The organism is Pseudomonas sp. NPDC089401 (assembly GCF_044749485.1).
In the GTDB taxonomy this organism is placed as follows: domain Bacteria; phylum Pseudomonadota; class Gammaproteobacteria; order Pseudomonadales; family Pseudomonadaceae; genus Aquipseudomonas.
On record NZ_JBIVIA010000016.1, the window covers coordinates 54,677 to 69,710 of the forward strand.

18 protein-coding genes are annotated in these 15,034 nt (G+C 65.4%); 9 read left to right on the forward strand and 9 right to left on the reverse strand.

Annotation, left to right across the window (positions count from 1 at the left end; translation table 11 throughout):
* Nucleotides 1-140 precede the first annotated feature (140 nt).
* From ACIP21_RS26290 to ACIP21_RS26305, 4 genes are all read right to left on the reverse strand, one after another.
* Entirely contained in the window at nt 141-1,055 is a 915-nt protein-coding gene (locus tag ACIP21_RS26290) for an SDR family oxidoreductase (RefSeq protein ID WP_400694130.1), read from the reverse strand.
* A 114-nt stretch (nt 1,056-1,169) separates the two neighbouring features.
* The gene (locus ACIP21_RS26295) at nt 1,170-2,075 is read right to left on the reverse strand and encodes an alpha/beta fold hydrolase (RefSeq protein ID WP_400694133.1); all 906 of its coding nucleotides are present in this window, start codon (nt 2,073-2,075) and stop codon (nt 1,170-1,172) included.
* 179 nt (nt 2,076-2,254) lie between these two features.
* Entirely contained in the window at nt 2,255-2,941 is a 687-nt protein-coding gene (locus tag ACIP21_RS26300; protein ID WP_400694136.1) for an LrgB family protein, read from the reverse strand.
* Nucleotides 2,931-3,317, reverse strand: a complete 387-nt coding sequence (locus tag ACIP21_RS26305) for a CidA/LrgA family protein (RefSeq protein WP_400694138.1) — start codon at nt 3,315-3,317, stop codon at nt 2,931-2,933. Before ACIP21_RS26305 ends, ACIP21_RS26300 begins: the two co-directional genes overlap by 11 nt.
* Before the next feature lie 99 nt (nt 3,318-3,416).
* On the opposite strand from ACIP21_RS26305, the gene ACIP21_RS26310 reads away from it, so the two are divergent.
* Nucleotides 3,417-4,295: a LysR family transcriptional regulator gene (locus ACIP21_RS26310; protein WP_400694141.1), complete on the forward strand. Its 879-nt coding sequence runs from the start codon at nt 3,417-3,419 to the stop codon at nt 4,293-4,295.
* Nucleotides 4,296-4,320: 25 nt separating this feature from the next.
* Here the strand turns inward: ACIP21_RS26310 and ACIP21_RS26315 are convergent, their stop codons facing one another.
* A complete protein-coding gene (locus ACIP21_RS26315) occupies nt 4,321-4,776 on the reverse strand; it encodes a flavodoxin (RefSeq protein WP_400694144.1) in 456 nt (151 codons plus the stop codon).
* Between the two features lie 102 nt (nt 4,777-4,878).
* Here ACIP21_RS26315 and ACIP21_RS26320 point away from each other — a divergent pair, with 102 nt between their 5' ends.
* Nucleotides 4,879-5,307, forward strand: a complete 429-nt coding sequence (locus tag ACIP21_RS26320) for a PAS domain S-box protein (protein ID WP_400694146.1) — start codon at nt 4,879-4,881, stop codon at nt 5,305-5,307.
* Between the two features lie 60 nt (nt 5,308-5,367).
* Complete coding sequence (locus tag ACIP21_RS26325; protein ID WP_400694147.1) at nt 5,368-5,985, forward strand: hypothetical protein; 618 nt, start codon at nt 5,368-5,370, stop codon at nt 5,983-5,985.
* Here ACIP21_RS26325 and ACIP21_RS26330 read toward each other — a convergent pair.
* Entirely contained in the window at nt 5,970-6,902 is a 933-nt protein-coding gene (locus ACIP21_RS26330; RefSeq protein ID WP_400694149.1) for a MerR family transcriptional regulator, read from the reverse strand. The genes ACIP21_RS26325 and ACIP21_RS26330 overlap by 16 nt on opposite strands.
* Before the next feature lie 197 nt (nt 6,903-7,099).
* On the opposite strand from ACIP21_RS26330, the gene folM reads away from it, so the two are divergent.
* From folM to ACIP21_RS26345, 3 genes are read left to right on the forward strand one after another with little or no spacing between them, the layout of a single operon-like run.
* Nucleotides 7,100-7,792 (forward strand): dihydromonapterin reductase, encoded by a 693-nt coding sequence (gene folM / locus ACIP21_RS26335; RefSeq protein WP_400694152.1) that lies wholly within the window; start codon nt 7,100-7,102, stop codon nt 7,790-7,792.
* Between the two features lie 9 nt (nt 7,793-7,801).
* Nucleotides 7,802-8,098, forward strand: coding sequence for a DUF1244 domain-containing protein (locus ACIP21_RS26340; RefSeq protein WP_400694154.1), 297 nt, complete (start codon nt 7,802-7,804; stop codon nt 8,096-8,098).
* Nucleotides 8,091-8,432 (forward strand): HopJ type III effector protein, encoded by a 342-nt coding sequence (locus ACIP21_RS26345; RefSeq protein ID WP_400694157.1) that lies wholly within the window; start codon nt 8,091-8,093, stop codon nt 8,430-8,432. Before ACIP21_RS26340 ends, ACIP21_RS26345 begins: the two co-directional genes overlap by 8 nt.
* An 82-nt stretch (nt 8,433-8,514) precedes the next feature.
* Here the strand turns inward: ACIP21_RS26345 and ACIP21_RS26350 are convergent, their stop codons facing one another.
* From ACIP21_RS26350 to ACIP21_RS26360, 3 genes are all read right to left on the reverse strand, one after another.
* The gene (locus ACIP21_RS26350) at nt 8,515-9,423 is read right to left on the reverse strand and encodes an alpha/beta fold hydrolase (protein WP_400694160.1); all 909 of its coding nucleotides are present in this window, start codon (nt 9,421-9,423) and stop codon (nt 8,515-8,517) included.
* Between the two features lie 141 nt (nt 9,424-9,564).
* Nucleotides 9,565-10,764 (reverse strand): enoyl-ACP reductase FabV, encoded by a 1,200-nt coding sequence (gene fabV, locus ACIP21_RS26355; RefSeq protein WP_400694163.1) that lies wholly within the window; start codon nt 10,762-10,764, stop codon nt 9,565-9,567.
* A gap of 251 nt (nt 10,765-11,015) precedes the next feature.
* The gene (locus tag ACIP21_RS26360) at nt 11,016-11,876 is read right to left on the reverse strand and encodes a LysR substrate-binding domain-containing protein (RefSeq protein WP_400694166.1); all 861 of its coding nucleotides are present in this window, start codon (nt 11,874-11,876) and stop codon (nt 11,016-11,018) included.
* A 135-nt stretch (nt 11,877-12,011) separates the two neighbouring features.
* Here ACIP21_RS26360 and ACIP21_RS26365 point away from each other — a divergent pair, with 135 nt between their 5' ends.
* From ACIP21_RS26365 to ACIP21_RS26375, 3 genes are read left to right on the forward strand one after another with little or no spacing between them, the layout of a single operon-like run.
* On the forward strand, nt 12,012-13,052 hold the full coding sequence (locus ACIP21_RS26365) for an agmatine/peptidylarginine deiminase (RefSeq protein WP_400694168.1): 1,041 nt from the start codon (nt 12,012-12,014) through the stop codon (nt 13,050-13,052).
* Entirely contained in the window at nt 13,049-13,945 is an 897-nt protein-coding gene (aguB, locus tag ACIP21_RS26370; RefSeq protein WP_400694170.1) for an N-carbamoylputrescine amidase, read from the forward strand. Before ACIP21_RS26365 ends, aguB begins: the two co-directional genes overlap by 4 nt.
* A gap of 2 nt (nt 13,946-13,947) precedes the next feature.
* Nucleotides 13,948-15,033 carry an extracellular solute-binding protein gene (locus ACIP21_RS26375; protein ID WP_400694173.1) on the forward strand — a complete coding sequence of 362 codons (1,086 nt, stop codon included), beginning with the start codon at nt 13,948-13,950 and terminating at the stop codon, nt 15,031-15,033.
* The last annotated feature ends 1 nt before the right edge of the window (nt 15,034 follow it).

Below are 15,034 nucleotides of genomic sequence, written 5' to 3' on the forward strand. Positions count from 1 at the left end.
CGATTGCAGCGGCCTTTTTTTTGTGCGGAAAGAATCATTAGCTGTGCCGGCCTCTTCGCGGGTAAACCCGCTCCCACAGGAACACAATATGTCTTGAGATCCGTGGCCCCTTGTGGGAGCCAGTACAGGCAGTAAAAATCTCAGGGCTGTGAGCACTTCTGCAAGTTGGCCATCATCTGCTGCAGTGACGCCAGGTTGTCCCGCGGGTGCACCGCCCCTTCGAAATCACCGATCCGCTCCCAGTGCTGCGCCACCTGCTCGGGCGTGAACCCTTCACGCGGGTCGAACCCGACCCCCAGGCTCCGCTCCCAGCGCACCTTGCCCACCCAGCCTCCGCCCACTTCGAACAGTTCGCCGCTGTCCTGGCAATGTTCGCTGCCCAGGTACACCACCAGCGGGCTGATCAGTTCCGGCTTGAGCAACTCGAACACCTGCGGTGGCATCAGCCCCTCGGTCATGCGGGTACCGCCGGTGGGGGCGATGGCGTTGACCAGCACCCCATGCTTGCGCCCCTCGATGGCCAGGGTCCGGGTCAGGCCATACAGCCCCAGCTTGGCCATGCCGTAGTTGGCCTGGCCGAAATTACCGTAGATGCCGGAGGTGGAAGCGGTGAAGATCACCCGCCCCCAGTTCTGCGCGCGCAGATGAGGCCAGGCGGCGCGGGTGACCTTGTAGGCACCCTCGACGTGAACCCGGTAAACCATCTCCCAGTCACTGTCGCCCATCTTGTGGAAGGCCTTGTCGCGCAGGATGCCGGCGTTGTTCACCAGCACGTCGACCCGGCCGAAACTGTCCAGGGCCTGCTCGACGATGCGGGCGCCATCGCTGACCGAATCATGGTTGGCCACGGCAATGCCACCTGCCGCCCGTATCTCGTCCACCACCCGATCAGCCGCCGAGGCATTGGCACCCTCGCCCTGGGCGCAGCCGCCCAGATCGTTGACCACCACCTTGGCCCCCCGCGCGGCGAACAGCAGCGCATGGGCACGGCCCAGGCCGCCGCCGGCTCCGGTGACGATCACTACACGGTCTTGCAGACGTACCGGCTCGCTCATGGCGGGGCTCCAGATCAGGTTGACTGGAACGAGTGTCCGCCAGCATCGGCTGGCGGACAATCAAGCTGACCCGGGCTGAATGCCAGGCGATAACGCTAGGCGATGGTCGCCTGCTCAGGACCAGGCGACTTTGCGCGGCAGGTAGCTCACTGGCTGGTCACGAAAGGCCAGGTAGTGGCGCAGCACCTGCACCGGTGCTTCGGTGTGCGGGTAATGACCAATACCTTGCAACTGCACGATGTCGGGGTTCGGCACCAGCTGTCGGTATCGCTCGACCATGGGCGCGCCGGACAGCGGGTCGGCGATCCCGTTGATGAAGCGCAAGGCTACGCCGTCGCGCTGCAATGCCCCGACCCAACGCTCGCGGTATTCCTTGCGCTCCGGCTGGTAACCCACCAGCTTGTGGAGGATGCGCGTGCCGTAATTGGCAGCGATCAGGCTCCAGCAATCGTCCAGCGCGCTTTCGCTGGGGTGGGTGCACGGGCCGTAGATCTGGGTGACGCTGCGTACCAGGTCATCGCGCCCGAACGAGCGCCCCACCAGCCAGCCCAGGCGGCTGAGCAACAGCTTCTGGACCAGCGGTACCTGGCAGCTTTCGGGAAACAGCCCGCTGTTGAGAAACACACAACTGGCAACGTCGGCGCGCTGTTCATGGTGCCGCGACAGCAGCTCCTGGGCGACGCTGCCGCCGTAGTCATGGGCCAGCAGGTGCACCGGCTGCTCGACCTCCAGGTGGCGCAGCAGCGCCTGCTGCAGGTCGGCCTGTTCCATCAGGCTGTAGCGGTGGTCGAGCGGCTTGGCGGAGTCGCCGAAGCCGAGCATGTCACAGGCGATCACCCGGAAGCGCTGGGCCAGTGGCGCCCACAGGTAATGCCAGTCCCAGCTCGCGGTGGGAAAACCATGCAACAACAGCAGAGGCTCTCCTTGCCCTGCGGTCCAGTAGCGGATGCTCTGGCCCCGGAATGAAAAACCTTGTCCCCGGGTACGCCAGACGCGCAACGGAATCTCGGCGATTGGCATCAGGATTGTCTCGGGGTGGTGGAGGAAACAGGATCGGGCAAGAAGGCTGCGGTCATTGCAAGTCACCTCGGCACTTTCATGTGCTCTCTATGTCGAGAGTGAGTCTAGTCAGCTGCCCACGAGGTGAAACTTGCGTTGCCAGCCAGCTTGATGACCGAACGGGTCAGTGGCACGAACGGTCACAACAGCCGGCTTAGCAGCGGCGCGGCAAACAGGTTGAGCAGCCCGGTGAGGACCATCACCAGGCCGGCCACCGAGCCCTCCTCGCGGCCCACTTCCTGGGCCCGACTGACACCTGCACCATGCGCGCCCACGCCGAACAGCGCGCCACGGGCCAACGGCGTGCGCAAGGGCAACCAGCGCAGCAGCACGCCGCCGAACAGGGCGCCGAGCACGCCGGTGAACATCACGAACACCGCTGTCAGCTCCGGCACGCCGCCCAGGTCGTGGGCCAGTGGCATGGCGAACGGCGTGGTGATCGAGCGCGGCACCAGCGACAGGCTGATGGCGTCGTCCAATGCCAGCAGGTGCGCCAGGCTCCAGGAGCTGGCGATCGACGCCGTGCTGCCGGCGACCATGCCCACCAGCAAGGCCGGCCAGTGCCGCGCCAGCATCGCCCGCTGCTGCCAGATCGGCACGGCGAAGGCCACGGTCACCGGGCCCAGCACGCTCATCAGCCAGTGGGTATTGCGCGAATATTCGGCGTAGGCGGTGTGCAGCGGCACGGCCACCGCCAGCAGCAAGGCCGGCACCAGGATCAGCGGCGACATCAGGTAGCGGCCGCTGCGCCGGTACAACCAGCGGCTGGCCAGGTAGGCCACGAGGGTCAAGGCGAGCCAGAACAGCGGCATGGGTTCAAGGCTCATGACGCAGCCTCCAGCGGCACACCAGCTCGACGCTCACGGCAGTCACGACCATGACCATCAGGGTACTCACGGCAATCACCAGCAGGATGCGCCAGCCTTCAGCGCGCACCAGGCTGCCGTAGTCGAGCAGGCTCATCAGCGCCGGGATGAAGAACAGCAGCATCTCGGCCATCAGCCAGCCGGCGCCCATCTGCAAGGTCGCAGGCTTGAGCACGCCAGAAGCGAACAGCAACAACAGCAGGGCCAGGCCCATCACTCCAGCGGGTATCGGCCAGCCCAGCCACGCGGCCAGTTGGCCACCGAACAGGAACAAGGCAAGCAGCACCGCCAGCTCGGCGAGCAGGCGCAGGGACTTTTTCACTAACGCAGGTTTCATGGGTGTGGGTTCCTCGACAGGCCCTCATTTTAAGATTCGACTGCCTAGGCCAGAAGCGAATTGTTAGACTTGTCCCCATTCCATAATGGAATCCTGAACATGGAATTCAAACAACTGCGCAGCTTCGTCGAAGTGGTCCACCGCGGCGGCTTCACCCAGGCCGCGCAGACCCTGCACATCAGTCAGTCGGCCGTGAGCAAGCAGGTGGCCCAACTGGAGCAGGATGTGGGCCAGCCGTTACTCGAGCGCCAGGCCTCGCATCTGCACCTGACCGCCGCCGGGCGCATCGTGCTGGAGCGTGGCGAGGCACTGCTGCGCGAGCGCCAGGCTTTGCTCGACGAACTCGACGATCTCAGCCAGATGGCCCGCGGCGAACTGCGCCTGGGCTTGCCGATGCTGGGCAACGATGTGCTGTTCGCCGGGTTGTTCGCCGAGTACCGGCGGCGCCACCCGAACATCGCCATCCAGTTGCTCGAAGGCGGCAGCCGCAGTGTCGAACAGGCGGTACGAAGTGGGGAGCTGGAGCTTGGCGGCAGCCTGACGCCGAGTGATCCGGCGTTCGACTACCAGCCGTTCTGCAATGAGCCACTGGATGCGTTGCTTGCGGCCGGGCACCGGCTGGCCGGGCTGGAGCAGGTGCGCCTGAAGCAATTGGCCGATACGCCGTTCCTGCTGTACCAGCGCAGCTTCGTGCTCAATGACCGGTTGCTCAAGGCCTGCCAGCAGCAGGGCTTCACGCCGAAGGAAGGCGGCCGCAGTGGCCAGGCGGACTTCCTGGTGGCGCTGGTGGCGGCGGGCCAGGGGGTGGTGTTGCTACCCCGGGTGGTTGCGAAAGCGCTGGAACGCCCCGGTGTGGTGCGTCTGCCGCTGAAGGCGCCGGAATACCTGCGGTGGGATATTGCGTTCATCTGGCGGCGCGGCGCCTATCTTTCGCGAGCGGCGCAGGCATGGCTGGCGTTGCTCAGGGAGGGCACTTGAGGCCGGTGCAGGCCAAAGAGAGGCCTCAGGCCTTCAGGGCCCGGGCGAACTCCGCCAGCCAAGGCTCGGCATCGGCCTCGGGAGTAACGGTCTCGCTGGCATCGAGCTGCAACATCGGCAGCACTTCACGCACGCCCAGTTCGGCGAACAGTTCGCGCAACTGCTCGCCACCGCCACAATAGGTATCGCCATAGCTCGAATCGCCCAGGGCGATCACGCCGCCCGGCAGCCCGCGCCAGGCCGCCGGCAACGTGTCGCGAATGGTGCTGTACAGCGGCATCAGGTTGTCCGGCAGCTCGCCCATGCCCGTGGTCGAGGTCACCGCCAGCAACGCTTGCGGGCCAAAACCCTCGATGTCCTGCAGGGTGGCACGACCGGCGTGCCAGGCTTCGAACCCGGCAGCCTTGAGCAGCGACTCGGCATGACGGGCGACTTCTTCGGCGGTGCCATACACCGAGCCGGAAATAATGGCGACTTTCATCGGGAAGAGGATTCCGAAACTGAGTGGAAACGTAGGATACTAGCATCCGACGCTGGCAAAAGGCCGCCTCCGTCCAAAGTCCTACTCTCCAACGGTCCGCACATGATTCATGCACAACTGCTGCAAGCGATGGTCGATGCCTCCAACGACGGTATCGTGGTTGCCGAACAGGAAGGCGATGACACCATCCTCATCTACGTCAACGCCGCCTTCGAGCGCCTGACCGGCTACAACCGCGACGAAATCCTCTACCAGGATTGCCGCTTCCTCCAGGCCGACGACCGCGACCAGCTGGGCCGCGCGCGCATTCGCAAGGCCCTGGCCGAAGGCCGGCCGTGCCGTGAAGTGCTGCGTAACTACCGCAAGGACGGCAGCGCCTTCTGGAACGAGCTGTCGATCACTCCGGTTCGTCATGAAAGCGAGCAGCGAACCTATTTCATCGGCATCCAGAAGGATGTCAGCCGCCAGGTCGAGCTGGAACGCGAACTGGCCGAACTGCACGCTCGTCGCGATTCTGACGAGCGCGGCTGAACCAAGCGCCCAAGGCACGGTCCATTGACGTTGAAGAAATCGCCATCACCGAGTTCGATCATGCAAGCCGATGCCCTCCTGACCCAGGATGAGCTGGATTTCATCCAGGACATGCAGCACTCCCCGCAGTTGAACCTGGCCGACCCCATGTCGAGCCTGCTGGTCAACGGCGATCGTCGTATCCAGTCCCTGCTGGCTCGCCTGGTCGCCAACGAGCAGGTCACCCTGCAGGCGCAGTTCAACAACCAGCAGATCAGCTTCCCGCTGCAACTGGTGGAAGACGAATTCCATGCCGTGCACCTGCAGCTGGGCTCGCCGGAAATCTACGAAGACGGCCCGCAGCTGCGCCCCTGGCGCCTGTCGATGGAGCAGCCCAGCGCACTGCTGGATGCCCAGGGCAAGGCCAGTGGCCTGCTGGTGCGGGATATCTCGTTCAAGGGCGCGCTGCTGGAGCTTCGCGGCCTGGCACAGGCCCCCTCACGCTTCGACCTGCACTTCGCCCCCGGCGGCATCCCGCCGATCGGCCTGCACGGCCGCCTGCGCCGGCGCATCGGCCCGGACCTGGCCGCCTATGACCTCAGCCGCAGCCCGGCCGAAGAGGTCGAGCGCCTGCGCGAATACATCCTCCAGGCCCATCGCCAGGCCCACCCGGAACTGCACGCTCAAGTGTCGAGCTGACCCGCCAGGAACTGGCGCAAGCGCCGCCGCATCAACTCGCCTTCGGCGCCCAGGCAGGCCACCGGGCTGCCAGCCAGGCCCTCCAGCGCCACTTCTGCCGCCTCGCCGGCCAACAGCAACGGGCACTCCAGCCCTGCCGCCATGCGCACCAGGCGCCTGGCCATGTCGGCGGTGAGCGCGTGATTGGCAAACAACACCAATGCATCCGGCCTGAGCCGCTCGCACACCAACGCCAGTTCATCCAGCGGCTGCCCGGACATCAACGGGGTCACGCCCACGTCGTCGGCACTCAGCAGCAAGCCGGTCACCAGCAGCTCGAGTTCATGGCACTGCCCTGGCAGCGGTGCCAGCAGCAGGCTGCGAGCGCGTGGCAGGCGCGACAGCAGCAAACGCGAAAATACCCGGCCACGCAGGAACTGATCGAGAAACAACCATTCGCTGGCCTGGCCGAAAGCCCCCTGCCCTGCCGCCAGGTCATGCCAGACGGGCATGAAGACATCGGCGAACAGTTGATCCTGGGTCGTGGCCGCGAACACCTGGTCGAACAAACGGTCCAGGGCGGCGATGTCGAACCGTCGCACCGCCTCGCGCACCAGGGCTTGCCATCGCGACATGGACTCGGCCGCCACCACGTCCTGCGCCGAGGCCTGGCCACGGGCCAGGATGCTGGCGACCTTGCTCACCGCCACGCCGCGCTCCAGCCAACCGAGAATGCGCCGGATGGTGTCGATATCCGCCTGGGCGTAGAGCCGGTGACCACTGTCGGTGCGGGTTGGCTGGATCAGCCCGTAGCGCCGCTCCCACGCGCGCAGGGTCACGGCGTTGACACCGGTGAGGCGCGAAACCTCACGAATAGGAAAGAGTTCCTGATGCTCCAGGCCGGCTTCGATTCCCGAGCTACGTCCCTGTCTGTTCATCTGCACGGGGTGACCTGTGTGCGGAAGTTGAACAGGCATTCTACTACCACATGATGCGCCACGGGCGAGCAACCGTTTGCTCTCGACCATTTGCCCTGGATTCAGGCCAGGGAATAATCTGCGGGTGGTGCTCGGCACCCTGGCAGTTCGGGTATGCTGGGGGGCAACGACAGAGCAGACAAGTTGACCGCCCGCACATGAACAGCCCCATTCTCGTTACCGGCGCCAGCCAGCGCGTCGGGCTGGCCCTGGCGCTCGAACTGGCACAGGCCGGCCATACGGTGATCAGTGCCAGCCGCAGCCTCCAGCCGCAGTCCGCCCACCCGAACATCGTGCAGTTCCAGGCCGATCTCTGCGTCAAGGCTGACCGCGAGGCCCTGATCGAGCACCTGCAACGCAACTACGACGGCCTGCGCGCGATCATCCACAACGCCTCGCTGTGGCTCGACGACGGCCTCGACAACCTCGAGACCATGTTCCGCCTGCACGTCGAAGCGCCGTACCACCTTAACCTGGCGCTCGGCGATCTGCTGGCCAAGGTCGACAAGGCCGACATCATCCACATCTGCGACGAAACCTCCTCGCGCGGCAGCAAGGGCCACATCGGCTATGCCGCGACCAAGGCGGCGTTGCAGAACATGGTGCTGTCGTTCGCTGAAAAGTACGCGCCCACGGTGCACGTCAACGGTATCCTGCCCGGGCTGCTGATCCTCAAGGAAGGTGGCGACGAGGCCTACCGCCAGCAGGCCCTGAAAAAGGCCCTGCTGGAATTCGAACCCGGCGCCGCACCGCTGATCGAGACGGTCAAGTACCTGCTCGCCAGCCAGTACAGTACCGGCAGCCAGGTGGTCATCAACGGTGGCCGCCATCTGAAAAACCGCATCACCTGAGAGACGCCCATGACTCCTCAACAGCAACTCGAACTCGAGGCCGCTGCCTTCCGCCGCCTGGTCGAACACCTGCAGAAGCGCACCGACGTGCAGAACATCGACCTGATGAACCTGTCCGGGTTCTGCCGCAACTGCCTGTCCAAGTGGTACAAGGCAGCGGCCGACGAGCGCCAGCTCGACCTCAGCCTGGACGACGCCCGCGAAGCGGTGTACGGCATGCCCTACGCCGAGTGGAAAGCCCAACACCAGAAAGAAGCCAGCGCCGAACAGCAAGCGGCGTTCGAACAAGGAAAACCTCGTGACTGATCTGAACACCCTGCGCGCCAGCCTGGCCAGCGGCCAACACCTCTTCGCCGATACCCTGGCGTTCATTGCCGGCCACTACACCTACCAGCCCCAGGCCTTCAACAACGGTGGCGTGGAAAACGCCGCCGGGCAGAACGAAGGCTCGTGCAAGACCCTGGGCCTGGCCCTGCTGGAAGGCCTGAGCGACCAGGAGGCGCTGCTGGCCTTCGGCGAGCATTACCGTGATGTGCTGGCCACCCCCGAAGGCAGCGACCATGGCAATATTCGCGCGCTGATCAAGCACGGCCTGGCGGGTGTGCAGTTCGCTGCGCAGCCTCTGACGCGCAACGCTTGAGATTGCCGGGGCCGCGTTGCGGCCCTTTCGCGACACAAGGCCGCTCCTACAGGCGAACGGGCCGCAACGCGGCCCCAAAACCTCAGCTGACAATCACTCCCGGCACCCTTCCCGCCAACCTGCCCTCCTGCAACCACTGCAACGCCACCGGCCACAGGCTTTCGCGAAACCGATCATGAAAGAACGCGAAGTGGCCAATCTCGCTTGCCGAGATATCCACAGGCGCAATCCGCAAATGCCGCCGCTGCGCCGCCGGCAGATACCCCAGCAAGCGCTCGGTCGCCGCCACCGTGCCGAACGGATCATCCGTCAGGCTGATGGCCAGGGTCGCAGCCTGCACCTGGGCGAACGGCAGCGCCGTCAGGGCTCGCCCGCTCGGGCGCTGCTCGTAGCGTGAAGTGCGGGTGGTCCAGTCATGCACCACGCCGGCCGGCGTGTCCTCCAGCCAGCCCAGGCGCTTGCCGGGAAAGTAGCCGAAGGCGTGGGTCAGCAGCGGCATCAGCACATGCCACTTGCCGAACAGCCGCCAGCGCTGGTCTGCGGCATAGTCACGCCAGTAGGCGAACTGGGCGCCCACCATCACCACCCGCCGCACCTGCCCGGCCGACGGCGCCAAACCCACCGCGCAGCCGCCGAAACTGTGGCCGACCACGTCCACGGGCTGGCCGGGGAAATGTGTGGCGGCGTGCGCCAGCATGGCTTCGAAGTCCAGCCGGCCCCAGTCGCTCCACGAGGCCTGGAAGCCACGCAGGGACGCAGGGCGGGATTCACCGATACCGCGGTAGTCGAACGTGAGCACGTCGCAGCCCTGGGCGAACAGGTAGTCGGCAAAGCGCGAGTAGTAGCGGCAGCGCACCGAGGTGGCGGCGTTGATGATCACCAGCGAGCGCTGGGGATCGGGCTGGGCGTGGCGCCAGCAGAAGCCACCCAGGCTGTAGCCGTCGGCGGCGGCCTGACGAAAGGCAGTGGCGGGTTGGGTGAGGCTGCTCATGGCGCATTCCCAGTTGTTGTGCGCCAACGCTAGCAAAAAATGGGTTACCTGTACTGGCCCTTTCGCGGGTAAACCCGCTCCTACGGATATCCCTGTGGGAGCGGGTTTACCCGCGAAGAGGCCAGTGCAGGCTTGAGGCGATTACAGCTCGACGCAGTCGAACTTCACATCGGTGGCCACGTCTTCGTCATAGTTGACGTCAGCACGCTCGAAGCCGAACAGGTTGAGGAACTGCTTCTTGTAACCGGCATAGTCGGTCAGCTCGAACAGGTTCTCGGTGGTGACCTGCGGCCACATGGCCTTGCACGCGTCCTGTACGTCGTCGCGCAGCTCCCAGTCGTCCAGGCGCAGGCGGCCCTTCTCGTCCAGTGCGGCAGGGGCGCCGTCGGCACGGTACATGCGGTCGCGGAACATGCGGTCGAGTTGGTCCTGGGTGCCTTCGTGAACACCCTTCTCCTGCATGATCTTGAACACCATCGACAGGTACAGCGGCATCACCGGAATGGCCGAGCTGGCCTGGGTGACCACCGACTTCAGCACCGCCACGTTGGCGCTGCCACCGACCTTCTTGCCCAGGCGCACGGCAGTCTCGTCCAGGTCCTGCTTGGCCTTGCCGAGGGCGCCGTGCCAGTAGATCGGCCAGGTGATCTCGGTACCGATGTAGCTGAAGGCCACGGTGCGGGCCTGCGGCGCCAGCACGCCAGCGGCGTTCAGGGCATCGATCCACAGTTCCCAGTCCTGGCCGCCCATGACGGTGACGGTGTCGGCGATTTCCTGCTCGGTGGCCGGCTCGATGCTGGCCTCGATGATGGTGTCCTTGTTGGTGTCGATGGCGGTCGACTTGTACGGCTGGCCGATCGGCTTGAGCGCGGAACGGATCACTTCACCGGTCTGCGGCAGCTTGCGCACCGGCGATGCCAGCGAGTAGATGACCAGGTCGACCTGGCCGCCCATTTCGTTCTTGATCAGCTCGATGACCTTGGCGCGGGCTTCGTCGGAGAAGGCGTCACCGTTGATCGACTTGCTGTACAGGCCCTCGGCCTTGGCGAACTTGTCGAAAGCGGCAGCGTTGTACCAGCCGGCGGTACCGGCCTTGGTCTCGGTGCCAGGCTTTTCGAAGAACACGCCCAGGGTGTCGGCCTTGAAGCCGAAGGCGGCGGTGATGCGGGCTGCCAGGCCGTAGCCGCTGGAAGCGCCGATGACCAGGACCTTCTTCGGGCCATCCTCGCGCACGCCCAGCTTGCGGGTGGCTTCGATCTGGTCACGGACGTTGAGCTCGCAGCCCTTCGGGTGAGTCGTGGTGCAGATGAAACCGCGAACCTTAGGATGAATGATGGCCAATGTCTGTACCTCGTCAGGTTTATGCCGGGGGAAGCGCCGCGTGGGGCGATTCCGATTGATCAGAGGGTGAGACTACACCCGCAGGTTATCCGACACATATTACGGGGTGCGTCGGGGGATTCAAAACCTGGGTTCGCCTGTACCGGCCCTTTCGCGGGTAAACCCGCTCCCACAGGTACAGCGCAGCGCTCAAGATTTGCGCGGCCCCTGTGGGAGCGGGTTTACCCGCGAAAGGGCCGGCACAGACAACATCACTCTGCAGCCAGAACCCCCTTCAACCACTCCAGGAATTGCCGGGCCAACGGGTCATCCTGGCTGTCACGATGCACCAGGCAAGCCCAGGCCGGCCCCCGCACCCGCTGCGCCGACAACGCCTGCAAGCGCCCCTCGTCCACCGCCCGCTGCGCCAGCAACTGGCTGACCAGCGCCACCCCCAGCCCCTCGCTCGCCGCATCCAGCAGCAACCCCGGGTCGGAAAAATTCAGCCCCTTGCCGCGCTGCCCCACCGCCTCGCCGCCTTCCAGCTGCCAGTGGCTCCAGTCCATCTCGCGCTCGCCGTGCAAGGTGGTGCGTTGCTCTACGGGCGTGTGCAACAAGGAAGGGTGGCAGGCGGGATACAACTGGTCCTGATGCAAGATCATGAAGCTGCACTCGGCCTGGGCACTGAGGTCATCGCGAATGGCCAGGTCGATGGTCTCGTTGGCCATGTCCGGTACCTCGAAACTGGTGAACAGCCACAGGTCGACCTCTGGGCAACGCTGGTGAAAATCCGCCAGGCGCGGCAGCAGCCAGTGCCGGGCAAAGGCAGGGCTGGTGTTGACCACCAACTGGTTGGGCTTGCGGTACTGGTCCAGGCGGCGAATGCCCACGGCCAGGTGCTGCAACATCGCCTGGGTGGTGCTGAGCAGGTCATGCCCGGCGTCGGTCAGGCTGACGCTGCGCCCGCTGCGGTGGAACAGCGGCTGCTCGAGGTAGGTTTCCAGGCTGCGGATCTGCTGGCTGATCGCCGACTGGGTCAGGTTCAGGGCTTCGGCGGCCTTGTGGAAACTGCCGAGCCGCGCAGCGGCTTCGAAGCCACGCAGGGCATTCAGGGGTGGCCAGTGTTTGAGCATGATTGATAAGCCCTGCTGATCAGGTATGCGCTAAATCTATCGTTTGTCGCCTCACCTTCATAGCCATAGCATGGTCACCAACACCCGCGACGGCGGGCTTCGTTGATAAAAATTCTTAATAGATCGGAGTTCACTATGGACCTGTCCCTCGACAGCGGTTGGCGCATGCCTGCCGAATGGGCCCGCCACGCGGCAACCTGGATGGTCTGGCCGCACAACCAGGCACTGTGGGAAAGCGCTTGGCACGTCAGCCTGGCCGATGTGCAGCGCGACTTTGCCCGCGTGGCCGCCGCCATCGCCCGCTTCGAGCCGGTGAAAATGGTGGTCGACCCGTCCGCCATGGCCCACGCCCGCGTCCTGTGTGGCGCCAATATCGAGCTGGTCGAACTGGCCGTGGACGACAGCTGGTGCCGCGACAGCGGGCCAAGCTTCGTCTGCCACCCTCAGCACGGCCTGGCCGGCCTGAGCTGGCGCTTCAATGCCTGGGGTGGCAAGTCGCAGCACGGCCACGACCGCAGCCTGGGGCGGCGCATACTCGACCAGCTGGGCCTGGACGGTTTCAGCACCGCGCTGTGCAACGAGGGCGGCGCCATTCATGTGGACGGAGATGGCACGCTGATCACCACCGAATCGGTGCTGCTCAACGCCAACCGCAACCCCGGTGTCAGCAAGACGGACTTCGAAACCTGCTTCGCCCGCTACCTGGGCATCCGCAAGACCATCTGGCTGCCGGGCGACCCGCAGTACGTCACCGGCGACATGACCGACGGCCATGTCGATGGGGTGTGCGCCTTTGCCCGCCCCGGCCTGCTGCTGGTCGATGCCACCCATGACAAGGGGTCTGTCTACGCTGAAGTGGTGCGGGAAAATCGCCGCGCCCTGGAGCTGGCCACCGACGCCCACGGCCGGCATTTCGAACTGCTCGACCTGTACGAGGCCAGCGCCGCCGTCGACCCCGAGGCCGAGGTGTTCTGCGCGTCCTACACCAACTTCTACATCGCCAACGGCGCGATCATCATGCCGGCCTACGGCATTGCTGCCGACCAGGACGCCGCCGCGCAACTGGCTCACGCCTTCCCTGGCCGTGAGATTGTGCCGGTGCGCATCGACGCCATCGCCCATGGCGGCGGCGGCATCCATTGCATCACCCAGCAGCAGCCCGAGGTGCAGCCATGAGCTTGCTGCGCATCGCCACCACCCAGATGCCGTGCAGTTGGGACCTGCCGGCAAACCTCGACCGCGCCGAACAACTGGTGCGCCAGGCCGCCGCCGACGGCGCCCAGGTGATCCTGCTGCAGGAACTGTTCGCCACGCCGTACTTCTGCATCGAACAGGACCACCAGCACCAGACGCTCGCCCAGCCCTACCCCGACAGCCCGATCCTGCAGCGCTTCGCCGCCCTGGCAAAAGAACTGGGCGTGGTGCTGCCACTGAGTTGGTACGAGCGCGCCGGCAACGCCTTCTTCAACTCGCTGACCGTGGCCGACGCCGACGGCCGCCTGCTCGGCGTGTACCGCAAGACCCACATCCCCAACGCCATCGGCTACCAGGAGAAGGAATACTTCAGCCCCGGCGACACCGGTTTCAGGGTCTGGGACACCGCCTTCGGCCGCCTCGGCATCGGTATCTGCTGGGACCAGTGGTTCCCTGAAACCGCCCGCTGCCTGGCCCTGATGGGCGCCGAAGTGCTGCTGTTCCCCACTGCCATCGGCTCCGAGCCCGGCTGCGCCGAACTGGACTCGCGCGACCACTGGCAGGTCGCCATGCGCGGCCACGCCGCCGCCAACTTGTTGCCGGTAGTGGCTGCCAACCGCGTCGGTGTCGAGGTGGCGCCCAGCGACAACCGCCTGGTGATGCGTTTCTACGGCTCGTCGTTCATCTGCGACCACAAAGGTGCGCTGCTGGCCGAGGCCGACCGCAACAGCAGCGGTATCTGGCTGCACGACCTGGACCTCGCGCGCATGCGTGAAGACCGCCTGAGCTGGGGCATCTACCGCGACCGCCGGCCAGAAATGTACGCCCCACTGCTGACCCTGGACGGCAGCCACCCGCACACCCTGAGGGCCTGAGCATGAAACGCCACGTGATCGCCGCCCTGGCGCTGGCCGTCTGTGCCAGCCAGGCCCAGGCCGAGCAGCCGGTGCTGCGCCTGTATAACTGGGCCGACTACTTTGCCGAGGACACCCTAAAGCAGTTCACCGCCGAAACCGGCATTCAGGTGATCTACGACGTGATGGACGGCAGCGAGGTGCTCGAAGCCAAGCTGATGTCCGGCCGCAGCGGCTACGACCTGGTGTTCCCTGGCGACACCGTGGCCGAACGGCTGATGCGCGCCGGCAGCCTGCAGCCCCTCGACCAGCGCCAGCTGGAGGTGCTGGACGATATCGAGCCCGGCCTGCGCAAGCTGCACGCGCAATACCCCAGGGCCAGCCTGGCGACGGTGCCCTACACCTGGGGCACCATCGGCCTGACCGCCAATGCCGAAAAGATCCGCCAGCGCCTGCCAGATGCGCCGCTGGACAACCTCGACCTGCTGTTCAAACCGGAGCTGGCGGCCAAGTTCGCCGACTGCGGCATTTCGGTGATCGACTCGCCCGACGAGGTGCTGGCAGTGGTCCTCAACTACCTGGGCCGCGAGCCGCGCAGCGCCAAGCGTGAAGACCTCGCCGCGGCCAGCGAACTGCTCAAGGCTGTACGCCCCTATATCCGCAAGTTCCAGTCGCAACCGGTGACCGAACTGGTGAACGAGAACCTGTGCCTGTCGCTGGGCTACAGCGGCGACGTGATCCAGGCCCAGCGCACCGCCGAGTCAGCCGGCAAGCACATCGATTTCCAGTACCGTGTGCCACGCCAGGGCACCACGGTGTGGATGGACACCATGGCCATCCCCGCCGACGCCAAACACCCCGAATATGCCTATCGTTTCATCAACTTCGTCATGCGCCCGGCGAACATGGCTGCCATCAGCAACTTCACCGGTTACCCCACAGCCAGCGCCAAGGCGCGCCAGGCGGTGGACCCGCGCATGCGCGACAACCCCGACATCTACCTCGACGAAGCGACCTACGCCCGGCTGATCCCGGGCCGCGACATCCCGCAGGCCGACATGCGTGCGCGCATGCGCGTGTGGACCCGCTTCAAGACCGCACAGGACTGAC

Bases quoted from the DNA above. Each gene is read 5' to 3' on its own strand.
- ACIP21_RS26290 (WP_400694130.1), bottom strand. From the start codon at position 1,055: ATGAGCGAGCCGGTACGTCTGCAAGACCGTGTAGTGATCGTCACCGGA.
- ACIP21_RS26295 (WP_400694133.1), bottom strand. From the start codon at position 2,075: ATGCCAATCGCCGAGATTCCGTTGCGCGTCTGGCGTACCCGGGGACAA.
- ACIP21_RS26300 (WP_400694136.1), bottom strand. From the start codon at position 2,941: ATGAGCCTTGAACCCATGCCGCTGTTCTGGCTCGCCTTGACCCTCGTG.
- ACIP21_RS26305 (WP_400694138.1), bottom strand. From the start codon at position 3,317: ATGAAACCTGCGTTAGTGAAAAAGTCCCTGCGCCTGCTCGCCGAGCTG.
- ACIP21_RS26310 (WP_400694141.1), top strand. From the start codon at position 3,417: ATGGAATTCAAACAACTGCGCAGCTTCGTCGAAGTGGTCCACCGCGGC.
- ACIP21_RS26315 (WP_400694144.1), bottom strand. From the start codon at position 4,776: ATGAAAGTCGCCATTATTTCCGGCTCGGTGTATGGCACCGCCGAAGAA.
- ACIP21_RS26320 (WP_400694146.1), top strand. From the start codon at position 4,879: ATGATTCATGCACAACTGCTGCAAGCGATGGTCGATGCCTCCAACGAC.
- ACIP21_RS26325 (WP_400694147.1), top strand. From the start codon at position 5,368: ATGCAAGCCGATGCCCTCCTGACCCAGGATGAGCTGGATTTCATCCAG.
- ACIP21_RS26330 (WP_400694149.1), bottom strand. From the start codon at position 6,902: ATGAACAGACAGGGACGTAGCTCGGGAATCGAAGCCGGCCTGGAGCAT.
- folM (WP_400694152.1), top strand. From the start codon at position 7,100: ATGAACAGCCCCATTCTCGTTACCGGCGCCAGCCAGCGCGTCGGGCTG.
- ACIP21_RS26340 (WP_400694154.1), top strand. From the start codon at position 7,802: ATGACTCCTCAACAGCAACTCGAACTCGAGGCCGCTGCCTTCCGCCGC.
- ACIP21_RS26350 (WP_400694160.1), bottom strand. From the start codon at position 9,423: ATGAGCAGCCTCACCCAACCCGCCACTGCCTTTCGTCAGGCCGCCGCC.
- ACIP21_RS26360 (WP_400694166.1), bottom strand. From the start codon at position 11,876: ATGCTCAAACACTGGCCACCCCTGAATGCCCTGCGTGGCTTCGAAGCC.
- ACIP21_RS26365 (WP_400694168.1), top strand. From the start codon at position 12,012: ATGGACCTGTCCCTCGACAGCGGTTGGCGCATGCCTGCCGAATGGGCC.
- aguB (WP_400694170.1), top strand. From the start codon at position 13,049: ATGAGCTTGCTGCGCATCGCCACCACCCAGATGCCGTGCAGTTGGGAC.
- ACIP21_RS26375 (WP_400694173.1), top strand. From the start codon at position 13,948: ATGAAACGCCACGTGATCGCCGCCCTGGCGCTGGCCGTCTGTGCCAGC.